The 17,276-nt window shown below is 69.8% G+C and carries 19 protein-coding genes and 1 pseudogene; 19 read left to right on the forward strand and 1 reads right to left on the reverse strand.

From position 1 onward, the window contains the following. Positions 1-169: 169 nt before the first annotated feature. The 14 genes and pseudogenes from A5709_RS20290 to A5709_RS20355 all read left to right on the forward strand — a co-directional run. Positions 170-445 (forward strand): annotated as a pseudogene (locus tag A5709_RS20290) (S4 domain-containing protein); the annotation flags it as partial. Positions 446-521: 76 nt separating this feature from the next. Continuing rightward, complete coding sequence (locus A5709_RS20295; RefSeq protein ID WP_304442493.1) at positions 522-896, forward strand: DUF732 domain-containing protein; 375 nt, start codon at positions 522-524, stop codon at positions 894-896. A gap of 28 nt (positions 897-924) precedes the next feature. Next, positions 925-1,701: a tetratricopeptide repeat protein gene (locus tag A5709_RS20300; protein WP_082953566.1), complete on the forward strand. Its 777-nt coding sequence runs from the start codon at positions 925-927 to the stop codon at positions 1,699-1,701. Position 1,702: 1 nt separating this feature from the next. Then, the gene (locus A5709_RS20305) at positions 1,703-2,713 is read left to right on the forward strand and encodes an HAD-IIA family hydrolase (RefSeq protein ID WP_068121935.1); all 1,011 of its coding nucleotides are present in this window, start codon (positions 1,703-1,705) and stop codon (positions 2,711-2,713) included. 23 nt (positions 2,714-2,736) lie between these two features. After that, positions 2,737-2,919 carry a hypothetical protein gene (locus A5709_RS20310; protein ID WP_067944363.1) on the forward strand — a complete coding sequence of 61 codons (183 nt, stop codon included), beginning with the start codon at positions 2,737-2,739 and terminating at the stop codon, positions 2,917-2,919. 8 nt (positions 2,920-2,927) lie between these two features. After that, positions 2,928-3,731 carry a TlyA family RNA methyltransferase gene (locus A5709_RS20315; RefSeq protein WP_068121937.1) on the forward strand — a complete coding sequence of 268 codons (804 nt, stop codon included), beginning with the start codon at positions 2,928-2,930 and terminating at the stop codon, positions 3,729-3,731. Next, entirely contained in the window at positions 3,728-4,651 is a 924-nt protein-coding gene (locus A5709_RS20320) for an NAD kinase (RefSeq protein WP_068121939.1), read from the forward strand. The genes A5709_RS20315 and A5709_RS20320 overlap by 4 nt, the downstream gene beginning before the upstream one ends. Then, a complete protein-coding gene (gene recN, locus A5709_RS20325; RefSeq protein WP_068121942.1) occupies positions 4,652-6,409 on the forward strand; it encodes a DNA repair protein RecN in 1,758 nt (585 codons plus the stop codon). A 113-nt stretch (positions 6,410-6,522) separates the two neighbouring features. Beyond that, a complete protein-coding gene (gene steA / locus A5709_RS20330; protein WP_068012245.1) occupies positions 6,523-7,704 on the forward strand; it encodes a putative cytokinetic ring protein SteA in 1,182 nt (393 codons plus the stop codon). A 9-nt stretch (positions 7,705-7,713) separates the two neighbouring features. Beyond that, positions 7,714-8,658: a copper transporter gene (locus A5709_RS20335; protein WP_068121944.1), complete on the forward strand. Its 945-nt coding sequence runs from the start codon at positions 7,714-7,716 to the stop codon at positions 8,656-8,658. Positions 8,659-8,779: 121 nt separating this feature from the next. Then, positions 8,780-10,531, forward strand: a complete 1,752-nt coding sequence (locus A5709_RS20340) for a CTP synthase (protein ID WP_067944351.1) — start codon at positions 8,780-8,782, stop codon at positions 10,529-10,531. Beyond that, positions 10,524-11,147 (forward strand): NUDIX hydrolase, encoded by a 624-nt coding sequence (locus tag A5709_RS20345; RefSeq protein WP_067944349.1) that lies wholly within the window; start codon positions 10,524-10,526, stop codon positions 11,145-11,147. Before A5709_RS20340 ends, A5709_RS20345 begins: the two co-directional genes overlap by 8 nt. After that, positions 11,144-12,085 carry a site-specific tyrosine recombinase XerD gene (gene xerD, locus A5709_RS20350; RefSeq protein WP_067944347.1) on the forward strand — a complete coding sequence of 314 codons (942 nt, stop codon included), beginning with the start codon at positions 11,144-11,146 and terminating at the stop codon, positions 12,083-12,085. Before A5709_RS20345 ends, xerD begins: the two co-directional genes overlap by 4 nt. A 37-nt stretch (positions 12,086-12,122) precedes the next feature. Beyond that, positions 12,123-12,917: a HugZ family protein gene (locus tag A5709_RS20355; protein ID WP_068121946.1), complete on the forward strand. Its 795-nt coding sequence runs from the start codon at positions 12,123-12,125 to the stop codon at positions 12,915-12,917. A gap of 8 nt (positions 12,918-12,925) precedes the next feature. Here the strand turns inward: A5709_RS20355 and A5709_RS20360 are convergent, their stop codons facing one another. Continuing rightward, positions 12,926-13,678, reverse strand: a complete 753-nt coding sequence (locus A5709_RS20360) for an O-methyltransferase (RefSeq protein ID WP_068121950.1) — start codon at positions 13,676-13,678, stop codon at positions 12,926-12,928. A gap of 323 nt (positions 13,679-14,001) precedes the next feature. Here A5709_RS20360 and A5709_RS20365 point away from each other — a divergent pair, with 323 nt between their 5' ends. From A5709_RS20365 to A5709_RS27705, 5 genes are all read left to right on the forward strand, one after another. Then, a complete protein-coding gene (locus tag A5709_RS20365) occupies positions 14,002-14,865 on the forward strand; it encodes a ParA family protein (RefSeq protein WP_067944342.1) in 864 nt (287 codons plus the stop codon). Further along, positions 14,862-15,677: a segregation/condensation protein A gene (locus A5709_RS20370; protein ID WP_067944340.1), complete on the forward strand. Its 816-nt coding sequence runs from the start codon at positions 14,862-14,864 to the stop codon at positions 15,675-15,677. Before A5709_RS20365 ends, A5709_RS20370 begins: the two co-directional genes overlap by 4 nt. After that, entirely contained in the window at positions 15,678-16,373 is a 696-nt protein-coding gene (scpB, locus tag A5709_RS20375) for an SMC-Scp complex subunit ScpB (protein WP_067944338.1), read from the forward strand. Next, the gene (locus tag A5709_RS20380) at positions 16,373-17,116 is read left to right on the forward strand and encodes a pseudouridine synthase (RefSeq protein ID WP_068121954.1); all 744 of its coding nucleotides are present in this window, start codon (positions 16,373-16,375) and stop codon (positions 17,114-17,116) included. Before scpB ends, A5709_RS20380 begins: the two co-directional genes overlap by 1 nt. After that, the coding region (locus A5709_RS27705) for a (d)CMP kinase (protein WP_197520206.1) at positions 17,113-17,276 on the forward strand (164 nt) is incomplete at its 3' end. The genes A5709_RS20380 and A5709_RS27705, both read left to right, overlap by 4 nt.

Consider the following 17,276-nt stretch of genomic DNA (forward strand, 5'->3'; position numbering starts at 1 on the left):
CGATCCCGTCGGGGCCACCGGGTTTGAGCTCGGCGACCGAGGCCTCGCGCAGCGCCGCCGACAGCGTCGCCTCGTCCAGGCGGTCCAATTCGCCCTGCCCGAACAGCGCCCGGCTGGCGTGCTCGACCGCCTCGGTGGCCGCCTCGCCGTGCACCAGCACGGTCAGTTCGCGGACGAGGCGACGCTGTCGGCGGCGCTGCGCGAGGCCTCGGTCGCCGAGCTCAAACCCGGTGGCCCCGACGGGATCGTCGACCTGCTGGTGGCCAGCGGTCTGTCCGAGAGCAGGAAGGCGGCGCGGCGCACCATCGGCGAGGGCGGGGTGTCGGTCAACAACATCCGGATCGACAGCGAGGAGTGGACGCCGCAGCCCTCGGACTTTTTGCACGGCCGGTGGCTGGTGCTGCGCCGCGGCAAGCGCACCGTCGCCGGGATCGAAAAGGTCTGAAAACCGCACCCGCAAAACGCGTTGCTGCGCAAACCTTTACCGCACCGTGTTGCGGTTGTGACCCGCACAGGCCAGGGTGGTCACGATGACGGCTTCCCGGCGTGTGCAACGGTCCCTGCTGCGCGTGCTGATCCTGACCGCCTGCGTGGCGGGGCTGGCCGCCCCGCTGGCCGCGCCCGTCAGCGCCGACATGCGGGGCAACGCGTTCCTGATGGCCCTGAGTAACGCCGGCATCACCTACCCGCACCCGGCCGGGGCCCTGGCGCTGGGCCAGTCGGTCTGCCCGATGATCGTGACGCCGGGCCAGTCCTTCGACTCGGTCGCCGCCGAAATGTCGGAACGCAGTGGCCTGGGTTACGAGTCGGCCGGCCTGTTCACCATCGTCGCCGTCGCGAACTACTGCCCGGCGGTGATCGCGCCGCTGCTGCAGAACCGGCTCACGGCGTACTAGCTCGCGGGGCCCCCGTATCCTCGGCTGCGTGGTCGACGACAGGCAGCGCGGTGAACGGCGCCCGCGCACATCCGGCGGCTGGTCGGGGCCCGGCCGCGCGCGACCGGCTCAGCCGCAGCAGCCCGACGGCCACCGCGCGCCGGAGCCCGGGCCGCCGATACCGCCGGGCGTGGAGGCCCGGCAGTTGGCGCCCGAAATCCGGGGCGAGCTCAGCACCTTGGACCGGGCCACGGCCGACGCGGTGGCACGCCACCTGGTCGCCGCGGGTGAGTTGCTCGATGAGGACCCAGAGGCCGCGCTCAGTCACGCCCGCGCGGCGCGCGCCCGGTCCAGCAGGATCGCCGCGATTCGGGAGGCGGTCGGCATCGCCGCCTATCACTGCGGCGACTGGGCCCAGGCGCTGGCCGAATTGCGCGCGGCCCGCAGGATGGGCAGCAAGTCCAACCTGCTCGCCCTGATCGCGGATTGCGAACGCGGACTTGGCCGCCCGGAACGGGCGATCGAACTCGCCCGCGGACCAGAGGCGGCCCAGCTCCAGGGCGACGACGCCGACGAGCTGCGCATCGTCGCCGCCGGCGCGCGTGCGGACCTCGGCCAGCTGGAGCAAGCGCTGACCGTCTTGTCCACACCGCAACTGGATCCCGGCCGCCGGGGCTCGACGGCGGCGCGGTTGTTCTACGCCTACGCGGACACCCTGCTGGCGCTTGGGCGCAATGACGAAGCGCTGCAATGGTTCCTGCGCTCGGCGGCCGCCGACGTCGAAGGCGTCACCGACGCCGAAGACCGGGTAAGCGAGCTGGGCTGAGATGACCAGCGTTGCAAGCCAATACGATTGCCTGCTGCTCGACCTGGATGGGACGTTGTTTCGCGGCCGCAAACCCACCGAAGGTGCGGTGCAGGCGCTGGCCGAGGTGAGCAGCCGCGCGTTCTTCGTCACCAACAACGCGTCGCGCAGCGCCGCCGAGGTCGCGGCGCACCTGACCGAACTCGGCTTCACCGCCACCGCCGACGACGTCGCCACCAGCGCGCAGAGCGCGGCCCGGCTGCTGGCCGACCAGTTGCCGGCGGGGTCACCGGTGCTGATCGTGGGCACCGACGCGCTGGCCGACGAGGTCAAGACGGTCGGGCTGCGGCCGGTGCGCAGGTATGACGACGAGCCGGTCGCGGTCGTCCAGGGCCTGTCGATGACCATCGGCTGGCCGGACCTCGCCGAGGCCGCGCTCGCCATTCGGTCCGGCGCGTTGTGGGTGGCGGCCAACATCGATCCGACGCTGCCCACCGAGCGGGGCCTGCTACCCGGGAACGGCTCCTTCGTCGCCGCGCTGCGCGCGGCCACCGGCGCCGAGCCCCAGGTCGCGGGCAAGCCGGCGCCCGGGCTGCTGACCGACGCGGCGGCGCGCGGCGATTTCCGCGCGCCCCTGGTGGTCGGCGACCGACTCGACACCGACATCGAGGGCGCCAACGCGGCCGACCTGCCCAGCCTGATGGTGCTCACCGGCGTCAGCTCGGCCCGGGACGCCGTGTACGCCGACCCCGCGCACCGGCCCACCTACATCGGCCACGACTTGCGCGCCCTGCACTCCGACGGCGACCAGCTCGCGGTCGGGCCGCAGCCGGGCTGGCGTGTCGACGTCGACGAGCGGGCGGTCGTCGTCCGCGGCGACGGCCCCGACGACGGCGACGGGCTCTCGATCGTCCGGGCGGTCGCCAGCGCGGTCTGGGGTGCGCGCTCGGACGGGCGGCCCATCAGCATCGAGGCGGCCGACGACCGGGCCCGTGCCGCGTTGCAACGCTGGTCTTTGGTGCGCAGCGACTGACGGATGACTAGCGTAAGAGCGCAATGACTACCGATCCCGAACAAATTCGTGCCGAAATCGACGCCCTGCTGGCCCGGCTGCCCGAGCCCGGGGCTCCGGAAAGCCCCGGGAACCCGTCGCTCACGGAGCTCGAAGACATAGCCCGCCGCCTTTCCGAGGCGCACGACGTGCTGCTTGCCGCGCTGGAGTCGGCGGAGAAGGGCTGAGTGCGCGCATGTCTCGCCGCGCCCGCGTCGACGCCGAGCTGGTTCGGCGCGGACTCGCGCGATCGCGCCAGCAGGCGGCCGAGTTGATCGGCGCCGGACGGGTCAGCATCGACGGCCTGCCGGCCCGCAAGCCGGGCACGGCCGTCGCCGTCACCGCGGCCCTGACCGTCGCCGACGACGGCGAACGGGGCTGGGTCTCCCGCGGTGCGCACAAGCTGATCGGCGCCCTGGACACCTTTGGAATTCCGGTGGCGGGTCGCCGCTGCCTGGACGCGGGGGCATCGACGGGTGGGTTCACCGAGGTTCTGCTGGATCGCGGGGCCGCCGAGGTGGTCGCTGTGGATGTCGGATACGGGCAGCTGGCGTGGTCGCTGCGCTGCGACCCGCGGGTGGTCGTCGTCGAGCGAACCAACGCCCGCGACCTGTCCATCGAGGCGATCGGCGGGCCGGTCGACCTCATCGTGGCCGACCTGTCGTTCATTTCGCTCGCCACCGTGCTGCCCGCGCTGGCTGGATGTGCTTCCCCCACTGCGGATATCGTTCCCATGGTGAAGCCGCAGTTTGAGGTGGGCCGGGGCCAGGTGGGCGCCGGCGGAGTGGTGCACGACCCGGCCCTACGTGCCGACGCCGTGCTCGCGGTGGCACGGCGCGCCGGCGAGCTGGGCTGGCACACCGTCGGGGTCACCGCAAGCCCGCTGCCCGGCCCGTCGGGCAATGTCGAATACTTCCTGTGGCTGCGCGGCCAGACCGGATTGGCGGACGACGAGCTGGTGGCAGCGGTGCGGCGCGCCGTAGACGAGGGGCCGCAATGAGCGAGCATCGCACCGTGCTGCTGGTGGTCCACACCGGTCGCGAAGAGGCCACCGACACGGCGGCGCGCGTACAGAAAGTGTTGGGGGACAACGATATCGGGCTCCGTGTCCTATCCGCCGAGGCGGTCGACCGCGGGTCGCTGCAGGTGGCCCCCGACGACATCCGGGCGATGGGCGTGGAAATCCAGGTGGTCGACGCGGACCCGCAGGCCGCCGAAGGCTGCGAACTGGTGCTGGTGCTCGGTGGGGACGGCACGTTCCTGCGTGCGGCCGAACTGGCCCGCAATGCCGGGATCCCCGTGCTGGGCGTCAACCTGGGGCGAATCGGTTTCTTGGCCGAGGCCGAGGCGGAGGCCATCGACAGGGTGCTGGATCACGTTGTCGCCAAGGACTATCGGGTGGAAGACCGTCTGACGCTGGACGTGGTCGTGCGCGCGGGCGGTCGCGAAATCGAGCACGGATGGGCGCTCAACGAGGTCAGCCTGGAGAAGGGTCCGCGACTGGGCGTACTGGGGGTTGTCGTCGAGATCGACGGGCGGCCGGTGTCGGCGTTCGGGTGCGACGGCGTGCTGGTGTCGACGCCCACCGGGTCGACCGCCTACGCGTTCTCCGCGGGCGGCCCGGTGTTATGGCCGGACCTCGAGGCAATCCTGGTGGTGCCCAACAACGCTCATGCGCTGTTCGGCCGGCCGATGGTCACCAGCCCCAATGCGACCATCGCGATCGAGATCGAGGCGGACGGTCACGACGCCCTGGTGTTCTGCGACGGCCGCCGCGAGATGCTGATCCCGGCCGGCAGCCGGATCGAGGTAAGGCGTTGCGACACACCGGTGAAATGGGCGCGGTTGGACAGCGCGCCGTTCACCGACCGTTTGGTGCGAAAGTTCCGCTTGCCGGTCACCGGGTGGCGTGGAAACTAGATGCTGACCGAAATCCGCATCGAGTCGCTGGGGGCCATCAGCGCGGCGGTCGGGGAGTTCGATCGCGGCCTGACCGTGCTGACCGGCGAGACCGGCACCGGCAAGACCATGGTGGTGACCGGGCTGCACCTGCTCGGGGGCGCCCGCGCCGATGCGACCCGGGTGCGATCGGGCGCCGACCGCGCCGTCGTCGAGGGCCGTTTCGTCACAACGGATCTCGAGGACGCCGCGGTCGCGCTGCTGGACGAGATGCTGGACGCGTCGGGAGCGGAGCGCGACGAGGACGGCAGCGTGATCGCGCTGCGCTCGGTCAGCCGCGACGGGCCGTCGCGGGCCTATCTCGGGGGTCGCAGCGTGCCCGCCAAGTCCCTGGGCGACTTCACCGCGGAGCTGCTCACCCTGCACGGGCAGAACGACCAGCTGCGGCTGATGCGGCCCGAGGAGCAACGCGGCGCGCTGGACCGGTTCGCGAAGGCCGGCCCCGCGCTCGAGCGCTATCGCAAACTGCGCGACGCCTGGCTCGCCGCGCGGCATGACCTCGTCGACCGCCGGAACCGCATGCGCGAGCTCGCCCTCGAATCCGACCGACTCACCTTCGCGCTCAACGAAATTGACACGGTCGACCCGCAACCGGGCGAGGACGATGCGCTGGTCGCCGACATCGTGCGGCTCTCCGAACTGGACACGCTGCGCGAGGCCGCGATCACCGCGCACGCGGCGCTCTCCGGGGCGCCCGACGACGCGGACGCCTCCGGAAATAGCGCCGCCGACAGCCTGGGGCGGGCCCGTGCCGCCCTGGAATCGACCGACGACGCGAAGCTCCGGCCGCTGGCCGGGCAGGTCGGTGAGGCGCTCACGTTGGTCACCGATGTGGCCGGCGAACTCAGTGGCTTCCTGGACGAGCTGCCGGTCGACGCCAGCGCGCTGGAAGCCAAGCTGGCCCGGCAGGCCGAACTGCGCACGCTGACCCGCAAGTACGCCGCGGATGTCGACGGGGTGCTCCGCTGGGCCGAGGAGTCGCGGCAACGGCTGGCCCAGCTGGACGTCTCCGAGGAAGGCCTGACGGCGCTGGCCGCCCGCGTCGACGAGCTCGCGCGTGAGTTGGCCCAAGCCGCAGTCGATCTCAGCGGCATCCGGCGCAAGGCCGCCAAGCGGCTCGCCAAGGAGATCACCGCCGAGCTGTCCGGGCTGGCGATGGCCGACGCGCAGTTCACCATCGACGTCAGCAACGACGCGGCCGCCGACAAGGACGACCCGGCCGCGCTCGTGCTGCCGTCGGGCGAGCTGGCCCGCGCCGGTGCCGACGGTGTCGATGAGGTGGAGTTCGGATTCGCGGCGCACCGCGGGATGGACCAGCTGCCGCTGGCCAAGAGCGCGTCCGGCGGCGAACTGTCCCGGGTGATGCTGGCGCTGGAAGTGGTGCTGGCCGCCTCCGCCGCGGGCACCACCATGGTGTTCGACGAGGTCGACGCCGGCGTCGGCGGCCGGGCCGCGGTGCAGATCGGGCGGCGGTTGGCGCGGCTGGCGCGCACCCACCAGGTCATCGTGGTCACGCACCTGCCGCAGGTCGCGGCCTACGCCGACGTGCACCTGGTGGTGCACAACGCCGGGCCCAAGGGGACCAGCGTGGTGCGGCGGGTCGCCGGGGACGAGCGCGTCGCCGAATTGGCGCGGATGATGGCCGGGCTGGGCGAATCCGACAGCGGCCGTGCGCACGCCCGCGAACTGCTCGACGCGGCGCAGAAGGATGAGATCTAACCGTCGGGAACCCTTAATACAGATGTGACTAATGGGACTCTAGATAACTTCTGAGGCTGGTGTTACGGCGCGCCTCCACGCGTCCTCCTTGCATCACCGACAGAATCGCCCCCATGAAGATGTCAGGCCTGCTAACCCGTAACACCGCCCGGCCGGGGCTTGTCGGCACCGCCCGGGTGGACCGGAACATCGACCGATTGCTGCGCAGGGTGTGCCCCGGCGACATCGTGGTGCTCGACGTCCTGGATTTGGACCGCATCACGGCGGACGCCCTGGTGGAGGCCGATATCGCCGCGGTCGTCAACGCCTCGCCGTCGGTCTCGGGCCGCTACCCCAACATGGGCCCGGAGGTGCTGGTCAACAACGGGGTCACCCTGATCGACGAGACCGGGCCGGACATCTTCAAGAAGGTGAAGGACGGCGCCAAGATCCGGCTGCACGAGGGCGGGGTGTACTCCGGCGACCGCAGGCTGGTCCGCGGCACCGAGCGCACCGATCACGACATCGCCGACCTGATGCGGGAGGCCAAGAGCGGCCTGTCCGCCCACCTGGAGGCCTTCGCCGGCAACACGATCGAGTTCATCAAGAGCGAAAGCCCGCTGTTGATCGACGGCATCGGCATTCCCGACATCGACGTCGACCTGCGCCGCCGGCACGTGGTGATCGTCGCCGACGAGCCCAGTGCCGAGGAGGACCTGAAGTCCCTCAAGCCGTTCATCAAGGAGTATCAGCCGGTGCTCTTCGGCGTGGGCAGCGGCGCGGATGTGTTGCGCAAGGCGGGCTATCGCCCCCAGGTCATCGTCGGCGACCCCGACCAGATCAGTGCCGACGCCCTCAAGTGCGGCGCCCAGGTCGTCCTGCCCGCCGACGCCGACGGCCACGCGCCCGGTCTGGAGCGCATCCAGGACCTCGGTGTCGGGGCGATGACATTCCCGGCCGCGGGCTCGGCGATCGACCTGGCCCTGCTGCTGGCCGATCACCACGGCGCCGCGCTGCTCGTGACCGCCGGCCACACCGCCAACATCGAGACGTTCTTCGACCGGACGCGTGCGCACAGCAACCCCTCGACGTTCCTGACCAGGCTTCGGGTGGGGGAGAAGGTGGTGGACGCCAAGGCCGTGGCCACGCTGTACCGCAACCACATCTCGGCGGGCGCCATCGCGCTGCTGGCGCTGACGATGCTGATCGCCGTCATCGTCGCCCTGTGGGTGTCCCGCACCGACGGCCTGGTGCTGCACTGGGTCACCGACTACTGGAACCACTTCTCGCTCTGGGTTCAGCACTTGGTGAGCTAGGGGCCGAAGATGATCTCGCTACGCCAACACGCATTATCGCTGGCCGCCGTGTTTCTGGCGTTGGCCGTGGGAGTCGTGCTCGGATCCGGTTTCCTGTCCGACACCCTGCTGTCCAGCCTGCGTGACGAGAAGCGAGACCTGCACACGCAGATCAACGGGCTCAACGACCAGAAGAACGTGCTGAATGAAAAGCTCAGCGCGGCAAACAATTTCGACACCCAACTGGTCGGCCGGATCGTGCACGACGCGCTCGGAGGCAAGTCGGTCGTGGTGTTCCGTACCCCGGACGCCAAAGACGACGACGTGGCCGCGGTGTCGAAGTTCATCGGCCAGGCCGGCGGCGCGGTGACCGGAACCGTGTCGTTGACGAGCGAATTCGTCGAGGCCAATTCCGCGGAGAAGCTGCAGACCGTGGTGAACTCGTCGATTCTGCCCGCCGGTCAGCAATTGAGCACCAAGCTCGTCGACCAGGGCTCGCAGGCCGGCGACCTGATGGGCATCGCGCTGCTGATCAACGCCAACCCGGCGATCCCGCCGGTCGACGAGCCGCAGCGCGACACCGTGCTGGCGGCGCTGCGCGACACGGGTTTCATCACCTATCAGCCGAGCGATCACCTGGGCGCGGCAAATGCCGCGCTGGTCGTCACCGGTGGCGCGCTTCCCCAGGACGCCGGCAATCAGGGCGTCAGCGTCGCCCGGTTCGCCGCCGCGCTGGCGCCGCACGGCTCGGGCACCCTGCTGGCCGGGCGGGACGGTTCGGCGACCGGCGGCGCCGCGGTCGCCGTGACGCGCGCCGACGCCGGAATGAACTCGGCGGTCAGCACCGTCGACGACGTCGACACCGCGCCCGGCCGCATCACCGCGGTGCTGGGCCTGCACGACCTGATGAACGGCGGCCACGCCGGTCAGTACGGCACCGGTCACGGCGCGACATCGATCACGGTGCCTCAGTAGCGGGCGTGTTCGCCGCGACACTTCGGTCGTGGATGTTAGGGTGGGTTTCCGTGGGTCGGCAGGCCCAACTAGTTATTCGCTAGAACATTCGACGCCCTGCCCGTCTTCACGGAGGCCGCCTGTGCGAAAGCACCCGCAAACCGCCACCAAGCACCTCTTCGTCAGCGGGGGCGTCGCGTCCTCTCTGGGCAAGGGTCTTACCGCTAGCAGCCTCGGTCAGCTACTGACGGCCCGCGGGTTGTACGTGACGATGCAAAAGCTCGATCCGTACCTCAACGTCGACCCGGGCACCATGAACCCGTTCCAGCACGGCGAGGTGTTCGTCACCGAGGACGGCGCCGAGACCGACCTCGATGTCGGCCACTACGAGCGGTTCCTGGATCGCGACCTGTCCGGCTCGGCGAATGTCACGACGGGCCAAGTGTATTCGACGGTCATCGCCAAGGAGCGCCGCGGCGAATACCTCGGTGACACCGTGCAGGTGATCCCGCACATCACCGACGAGATCAAGAGCCGGATCCTGGCGATGGCCCAGCCGGACGCCCAGGGCAACCGCCCGGACGTGGTCATCACCGAGATCGGCGGCACCGTCGGCGATATCGAGTCGCAGCCGTTCCTGGAGGCGGCGCGCCAGGTCCGCCACGACCTGGGCCGGGAGAACGTCTTCTTCCTGCACGTCTCGCTGGTGCCGTACCTGGCTCCGTCGGGCGAACTCAAGACCAAGCCCACCCAGCACTCCGTGGCGGCGCTGCGCAGCATCGGTATCACGCCGGACGCGCTGATCCTGCGCTGCGACCGGGACGTGCCCGAAGCGCTGAAGAACAAGATCGCGCTGATGTGTGACGTCGACATCGACGGCGTCATCTCCACCCCGGACGCGCCGTCGATCTATGACATCCCGAAGCGGCTGCACCGCGAGGAACTCGACGCGTACGTGGTGCGCCGGCTCAACCTGCCGTTCCGCGACGTCGACTGGACCGAGTGGGACGACCTGCTGCGCCGGGTGCACGAGCCGCACGAAACCGTACGGATTGCCTTGGTGGGCAAGTACGTTGAACTCTCCGACGCCTACCTGTCGGTCACCGAGGCGTTGCGCGCCGGTGGTTTCAAGCACCACGCCAAGGTGGAGATGCAATGGGTGGCCTCCGACGACTGCGAGACCGCGGCGGGCGCGACGGCGGCCCTGGGTGACGTGCACGGCGTGCTGATCCCCGGCGGCTTCGGCATCCGCGGGATCGAGGGCAAGATCGGCGCCATCCGCTACGCGCGCTCGCGCGGGCTGCCGGTGCTGGGCCTGTGCCTCGGCCTGCAGTGCATCGTGATCGAGGCCGCGCGCTCGGCGGGGCTCGACCGGGCCAACTCGGCCGAATTCGACCCCGAGACACCGGATCCGGTCATCTCCACGATGGCCGACCAGGTCGACATCGTGGCGGGCCAGGCGGACCTGGGTGGCACCATGCGGCTGGGTGCCTATCCCGCCGTGCTGCAGCCGGATTCGATCGTCGCGCGGGCGTACGACACCACGCAGGTCTCGGAGCGGCACCGGCACCGCTACGAGGTCAACAACTCCTACCGCGACAAGATCGCCGAGAGCGGCCTGCGGTTCTCCGGAACCTCGCCCGACGGGCACCTGGTGGAGTTCGTCGAATACCCGCCGGAGGTGCATCCGTTCATCGTCGGTACCCAGGCCCACCCGGAGCTGAAGAGCCGGCCCACCCGGCCGCACCCGTTGTTCGTCGCGTTCGTCGGGGCGGCCCTCGACTACCAGTCAGGCGAGCTGCTGCCGGTGGAGATTCCCGAGCACGGCTCCAACGGCAACCAGCAGCGGGATGGCGTCAGCCAGTCGTTACCTGAACCCGCTGCCCGTGGCTGAACACGATTTCGAGACGGCGTCATCCGAAACGCTGTACACGGGAAAGATTTTCGCGCTGCGCAGTGACCAGGTCAGAATGCCGGGCGGTACCACCGCGATTCGCGAAGTTGTCGAGCATTACGGGGCCGTCGCCATTGTGGCGTTGAGCGAAGACGACGAGATCGCGATGGTCTACCAATACCGCCACGCGTTCGGCCGGCGATTGTGGGAGCTGCCGGCCGGGTTGCTGGATGTGGTGGGGGAGCCGCCGCAGCAGACGGCGGCCCGTGAACTCCAGGAGGAGGTCGGCCTGCGGGCCGGCACGTGGCAGGTGCTGGTCGACCTGAATTCCGCGCCGGGCTTCAGCGACGAATCGGTGCGCGTGTATCTGGCGACCGAGCTGACCGAAGTACAGCGCCCGGAGGCACATCACGAGGAAGCCGACATGACCATGCGCTGGGTTCCCGTCGCCGAGGCGGTCCGCCAGGTGTTCAGCGGTGAGATCGTGAATTCCATTGCGATTGCCGGAATTCTGGCCGCTCACGTGGTAACCGAGGGCGTCGCCGAGCCGCGGCCGGTGGACAGCCCGTGGGCCGACAAGCCGACGGCGTTCGTCGCGCGGAAGGCCACCCAATGACAACGGTGGCCCTGGACACCCAAGTGCAGGGCTACCTCGACCACCTCACGATCGAACGGGGCGTCGCGGCGAACACCCTCAGCTCCTATCGGCGCGACCTGCGCCGCTACGCCAAGCACCTGTCGGACCGCGGGATTCACGATATCGCCAAGGTGGGCGAGGACGACGTGAGCGAATTTCTGGTGGCGTTGCGTCGCGGCGACCCCGACTCGGGAAGCCCGGCGCTGTCCGCGGTGTCGGCGGCGCGGGCCCTGATCGCGGTGCGCGGCTTACACCGATTCGCCGCGGCCGAAGGCCTCGCCGAGCTGGACGTGGCGCGCGCGGTCCGCCCGCCCACCCCGGGCCGTCGGCTCCCCAAGAGTCTGACCATCGACCAGGTCCTGGCGCTGCTGGACGGCGCGGGCGGCGACAGCGCGTCCGACGGCCCGCTCACGCTACGCAACCGGACGCTGCTGGAGCTTCTCTACTCGACCGGGGCGCGCATCTCCGAGGCCGTCGGACTCGACGTCGACGACGTCGATACCCGGGCCAGGTCGGTGCTGCTGCGCGGCAAGGGCGGCAAGCAGCGGCTGGTGCCGATCGGGCGGCCCGCCGTGCACGCGCTGGACGCTTATCTGGTGCGTGGCCGACCGGACCTGGCCCGCCGCGGCCGCGGAATACCGGCCATCTTCCTCAATGTGCGCGGCGGCCGGCTGTCGCGGCAGAGCGCGTGGCAGGTCCTGCAGGACGCCGCGGAGCGCGCCGGGATCACGTCGGGCGTATCGCCGCACATGCTGCGGCACTCGTTCGCTACCCACCTGCTCGAGGGTGGCGCCGACGTGCGCGTGGTGCAGGAGTTGCTGGGACACGCCTCGGTGACGACGACGCAGATCTACACGATGGTCACCGTGCACGCGCTGCGCGAGGTGTGGGCGGAAGCGCATCCGCGCGCACAGTAATCGGGATCGCCAATGTTGCTGCGGTAACCTCGTATTCGTGGCGATTCGCGATCATGGCGACCCCGGCGGCGCGCCTTCGATGCCTCAGCCGTTGCGGCCCCCGACCAACTCCGCTCGTCCGTCCGCGGCGGAGGAGGCCCGCACGATCGCCGCCGCTACCAATGCCGCCACACTCGCCACGTTGACCGCCGAAGGCGACCCGTGGGCGTCATTGGTGGCCTATGGACTGCTCGGTGGGATGCCCGTGCTCTGCGTGTCGAATTTGGCCGAGCACGGCCGCAATCTGGCTGCCCAACCGAGAGCCAGCCTGTCGATCGTGGGGGCGATCAGCGACCCCGATCCACTCGCCGGCCATCGAATCACGTTGGCAGGCGTGGTCGCCCAGCCGGACACCGAACGGGACGCCGCTCGGGCGGCTTACCTGAGTGCGGTACCGGCTGCGCGTTACTACCTCGACTTCAGCGACTTCACGTTGTGGGTGCTCAAAGTTCAGCGGGTGCGTTGGGTAGGCGGGTATGGCCGAATGGACTCGGCCGGCGGCGAACAGTACGCCGCCGCTTCGCCGGATCCGGTTGCGCCCGCTGCGGTCCGGGCCATCGCCCATCTCAACGCCGACCACGCCGGCGCCCTCGCGGCGATGGCCCGGGCGTTCGGCGGCTATCCCGACACCGACAGCGCGGTCTGCACCGGCGTCGACCGCTACGGCTTGGACCTGCGGGTGCACACTCCCCGCGGGGTGGCCTACACCAGGGTTGGCTTTCCGGTGCGGCTGGACTCCGCCGATCAATTGCGTTCGGCCACAGCGGAATTGGCGCACGCGGCCGAAAGCTGAGCGCCGACCTAACCCAGGTACTCGGACTCCAGCACCAGGTCGGACACCAGCGACTGGTATTCCAGGTGCGTCTTGTGCTCGACGGTGTTCCATTGCTTGCCCTGCTGCCGGCGCATGTACTCGCGGTACTTCGGCGCGCCCGGCACCCGGACGTTGTCGGCGACCACGATCGCGCCCGGCCGCAGCCAGCCCCGCCCCATGATGCTGTGCAGGTCGTCCAGGTAGGCGTCCTTGTCGTGGTCGAGGAACGCGAAGCCGAGGGCGCTCGATGCGAACCCGTGCTCGTTGGCGAGTGCGTCCAGGGTGCGCCCGCCGTCACCGATGGTGCCGACGACACACGTCACCCGGTCGGCGACGCCGGCGTGGGCCCAGATGCGCCGGGCGTTGGCGGCGTTGGCCTCGGCGAGTTCGACGGAGTACACCGTCGCGTTCGGGGCGGCGCGGGCGATGCGCAGCGCGCCGTATCCGACGTAGGTGCCCAACTCCAGCGCCACCGCCGGGTCGGCGCGGCGCACCGCGGCGTCGAGGAGCTGGCCCTTCTCGTCGCCGACGTTGATCAGCATCGACTTCTCGTAGGCGAACCTGTCGATGGTGGCCAGCACGTCGTCGATGTCGCCGGCCTTGGCGTTGCGCAGGACGTAGTCCACCGCGGCGGCTTCGCGCCCGTCGCCGATCTGACCCGTCGTGGTGATGTTGCGCGCGCCCGTCGCCATCCGCCAGACCGACCATCGCAGCAGGGGAATTCGTCGCTTCAGGTCCATGACGCCACAGTAGTGCGGGCGGGCGCCGGGCAGCGGGCGCCCAGATTGCCGCCAAGGTCGTCGCGGCACCGGAATCACAGCCCGCACGGCAATCTCGGCGCGACGCCCACCGCCGCGATATCGCCCGCGATATCAAGTTGGAAACCCGCCCACCACCGCCCCAGTGGTGCTGGTGTGACTGCTGTTAACAATTACCGCCGCCAGGCGCGCTACCAGCGCAAATTCGGTGAGATTCGCAGGTGAAACGCCCTGCGGGTCGCCCGGCTTCGGCGCTTGAACCCGTTAGACTTTCGGTCGATGTTCACCTCCCGAACACCCCCGCCATGACTGAGCAGCCGGACAGCGGCGTCGAGCTCGGTCTGACCGGGCGGCCGCCGCGGGCGATCCCGGAACCGCAGCCGCGCACCTCGCACGGCCCGGCCCAGGTCGTCGCGATGTGCAACCAGAAGGGCGGCGTCGGGAAAACCACGTCGACGATCAACCTGGGCGCCGCGCTCGCCGAATACGGCCGGCGGGTGCTGCTGGTGGACATGGACCCGCAGGGCGCGCTGTCCGCCGGGCTCGGTGTGCCGCACTACGAGCTGGAGAAGACCATCCACAACGTGCTGGTCGAGCCGCGCGTCTCGATCGACGACGTGCTGATGCAGACCCGGATCAAATACCTGGACCTGGTGCCCAGCAACATCGACCTGTCCGCCGCCGAGATCCAGCTGGTCAACGAGGTGGGCCGCGAGCAGACACTGGGCCGGGCGTTGCATCCGGTGCTGGACCGCTACGACTACGTCCTGATCGATTGCCAGCCGTCGCTCGGCTTGCTCACCGTGAACGGTCTGGCCTGCTCGGACGGCGTTGTGATACCCACCGAGTGCGAGTTCTTCTCGCTGCGCGGCCTGGCGCTGCTGACCGACACCGTCGACAAGGTACGCGACCGCCTCAACCCGAAGCTGGAGATCAGCGGAATCCTGCTGACCCGCTACGACCCACGCACCGTCAACTCGCGCGAGGTGATGGCCCGCGTGGTGGAGCGGTTCGGCGACCTGGTGTTCGACACCGTCATCACCCGAACCGTCCGATTCCCCGAGACCAGCGTGGCCGGCGAACCCATCACCACCTGGGCCCCGCGCTCGACGGGCGCCGTGGCCTACCGCGCCCTGGCCCGCGAGTTCATCGACCGATTCGGCGCGTGACGGCCAGCGCAAATGGTGAGGCGCCACCCAAGAACGGCTTTCAAGTCCGCCTGACCAACTTCGAGGGGCCGTTCGATCTGCTGCTGCAGCTGATCTTCGCCCACCGCCTCGACGTCACCGAGGTGGCGCTGCACCAGGTCACCGACGACTTCATCGCCTACACCCGCGAGATCGGCTCCCAGCTGGACCTGGAGGAGACGACCGCGTTCCTGGTGGTCGCCGCGACCCTGCTCGACCTCAAGGCCGCCCGGCTGCTGCCGGCCGGGCAGATCGACGACGAGGAGGACCTGGCGCTGCTGGAGGTGCGCGACCTGCTGTTCGCCCGGCTGCTGCAGTACCGCGCGTTCAAGCACGTCGCGGAGATGTTCGCCGAGCTGGAGGCCACGGCGCTGCGCAGTTACCCGCGCGCCGTGGCGCTGGAGGACCGGTTCACCGAGCTGTTGCCGGAGGTGATGCTCGGCGTCGACGCCGAACGCTTCGCCCAGATCGCCGCGATCGCGTTCAGCCCGCGTCCCGTGCCCTCGGTGGCCATCGGGCACCTGCACGAGGTGGCCGTCTCGGTGCCCGAGCAGGCCAAGAAGTTGCTGGCGATCCTGGAATCCCGCGGCAGCGGGCACTGGGCGACGTTTTCCGAGCTGGTCGCCGACTGCGAGGCGCCGATGGAGGTCGTCGGGCGCTTCCTGGCGCTGCTCGAGCTGTATCGGAGCCGGGCGGTAGCATTCGACCAGTCGGAGCCCCTTGGCGTGCTCCAGATTTCTTGGACCGGGGAACGTCCGGCCAGCGAAGCCTTGGTAGAAGTGCGGGACGAATAGATGACTGAGTACGAGCCCGACGTCGATCTCGACGCGGGTATCCCGGAGATCGCCGAGGCGACGCCCATGGACGCCGAGGAACTCGGCTCCGTGCTGGAGGCGCTGCTGCTGGTGGTCGACACGCCGGTCACCGCCGAGGCGCTGGGCTCGGCCACGCAGCAACCCGTCTACCGGGTCGCCGCCCGGCTGCAGCAGATGGCCGACGAACTCACCGAACGCGGCAGCGGCATCGACCTGCGTCAAACCAGCGAGGGCTGGCGGATGTACACCCGCTCCAGGTTTGCGCCGTACGTGGAGAAGCTGCTGCTGGACGGCGCGCGGTCCAAGCTGACCCGGGCCGCGCTGGAAACCCTGGCCGTGGTGGCCTACCGCCAGCCGGTGACCCGGGCGCGCGTCAGCGCGGTCCGCGGCGTCAACGTGGACGCCGTCATGCGCACGCTGTTGGCGCGCGGCCTGATCACCGAGGCCGGCGTCGACGACGACACCGGCGCGGTGACGTTCGCGACCACCGACCTGTTCCTGGAGCGGTTGGGGTTGTCCTCGCTCGCCGACCTTCCCGACATCGCCCCGCTGCTGCCCGACGTCGACACGATCGAGGACCTGAGCGAATCCCTGGATAGCGAGCCGCGTTTCATCAAGCTGTCGGGCGGTCAGGCGCCCGAGCAGGCGTTGACGTTCGACGTGGACCAGGATTGATGGTCGAGACTGAGGGGATCCGCCTGCAGAAGGTGTTGTCCCAAGCCGGAATTGCGTCGCGCCGGGCCGCCGAGAAGTTGATCATCGACGGCCGCGTCGAGGTCGATGGGCAGGTGGTGACCGAGTTGGGCACCCGGGTGGACCCCGACGCCTCGGTGATCAAGGTCGACGGCGCCAGGGTGGTCCTCGACGAGTCGCTGGTGTATCTGGCGCTGAACAAGCCGCGGGGCATGCACTCGACCATGTCGGACGATCGCGGCAGGCCGTGCATCGGCGACCTGGTGGAACGCCGGGTGCGCGGCAATAAGAACCTCTTTCACGTCGGGCGGTTGGACGCCGACACCGAGGGCCTGATCCTGCTGACCAACGACGGCGAGCTGGCGCACCGGTTGATGCATCCCTCCCATGAGGTGCCCAAGACATACCTGGCGACGGTGACGGGCACGGTGCCGCGCGGGCTGGGCAAAAGACTCAGGGCGGGAATTGAATTGGACGACGGCCCCGTGCGCGTCGACGAATTCGCGGTCGTGGACGCCATTCCGGGCAAGACGCTGGTGCGCGTGGTGTTGCACGAAGGGCGCAATCGCATCGTGCGCCGGTTGCTGGCCGCGGCCGGCTTCCCGGTGGAGGCGCTGGTGCGCACCGACATCGGACCGGTGTCGTTGGGCAAGCAGCGGCCGGGCAGCTTCCGGGCGTTGAGCCAGGGCGAGGTCGGCCAACTGTACAAGGCGGTCGGCCTGTGAGCGCTGTGATCGTTGCCATCGATGGGCCCGCCGGGACCGGAAAGTCTTCGGTGTCAAGGGGATTGGCGCGGGCGCTGGGCGCCCGCTACCTGGACACCGGGGCGATGTACCGCATGGTGACACTGGCGGTGCTGCGCGCGGGCATCGATCCGGCGGACGC

It is taken from the genome of Mycobacterium sp. E1386 (assembly GCF_001672745.1).
In the GTDB taxonomy this organism is placed as follows: domain Bacteria; phylum Actinomycetota; class Actinomycetes; order Mycobacteriales; family Mycobacteriaceae; genus Mycobacterium.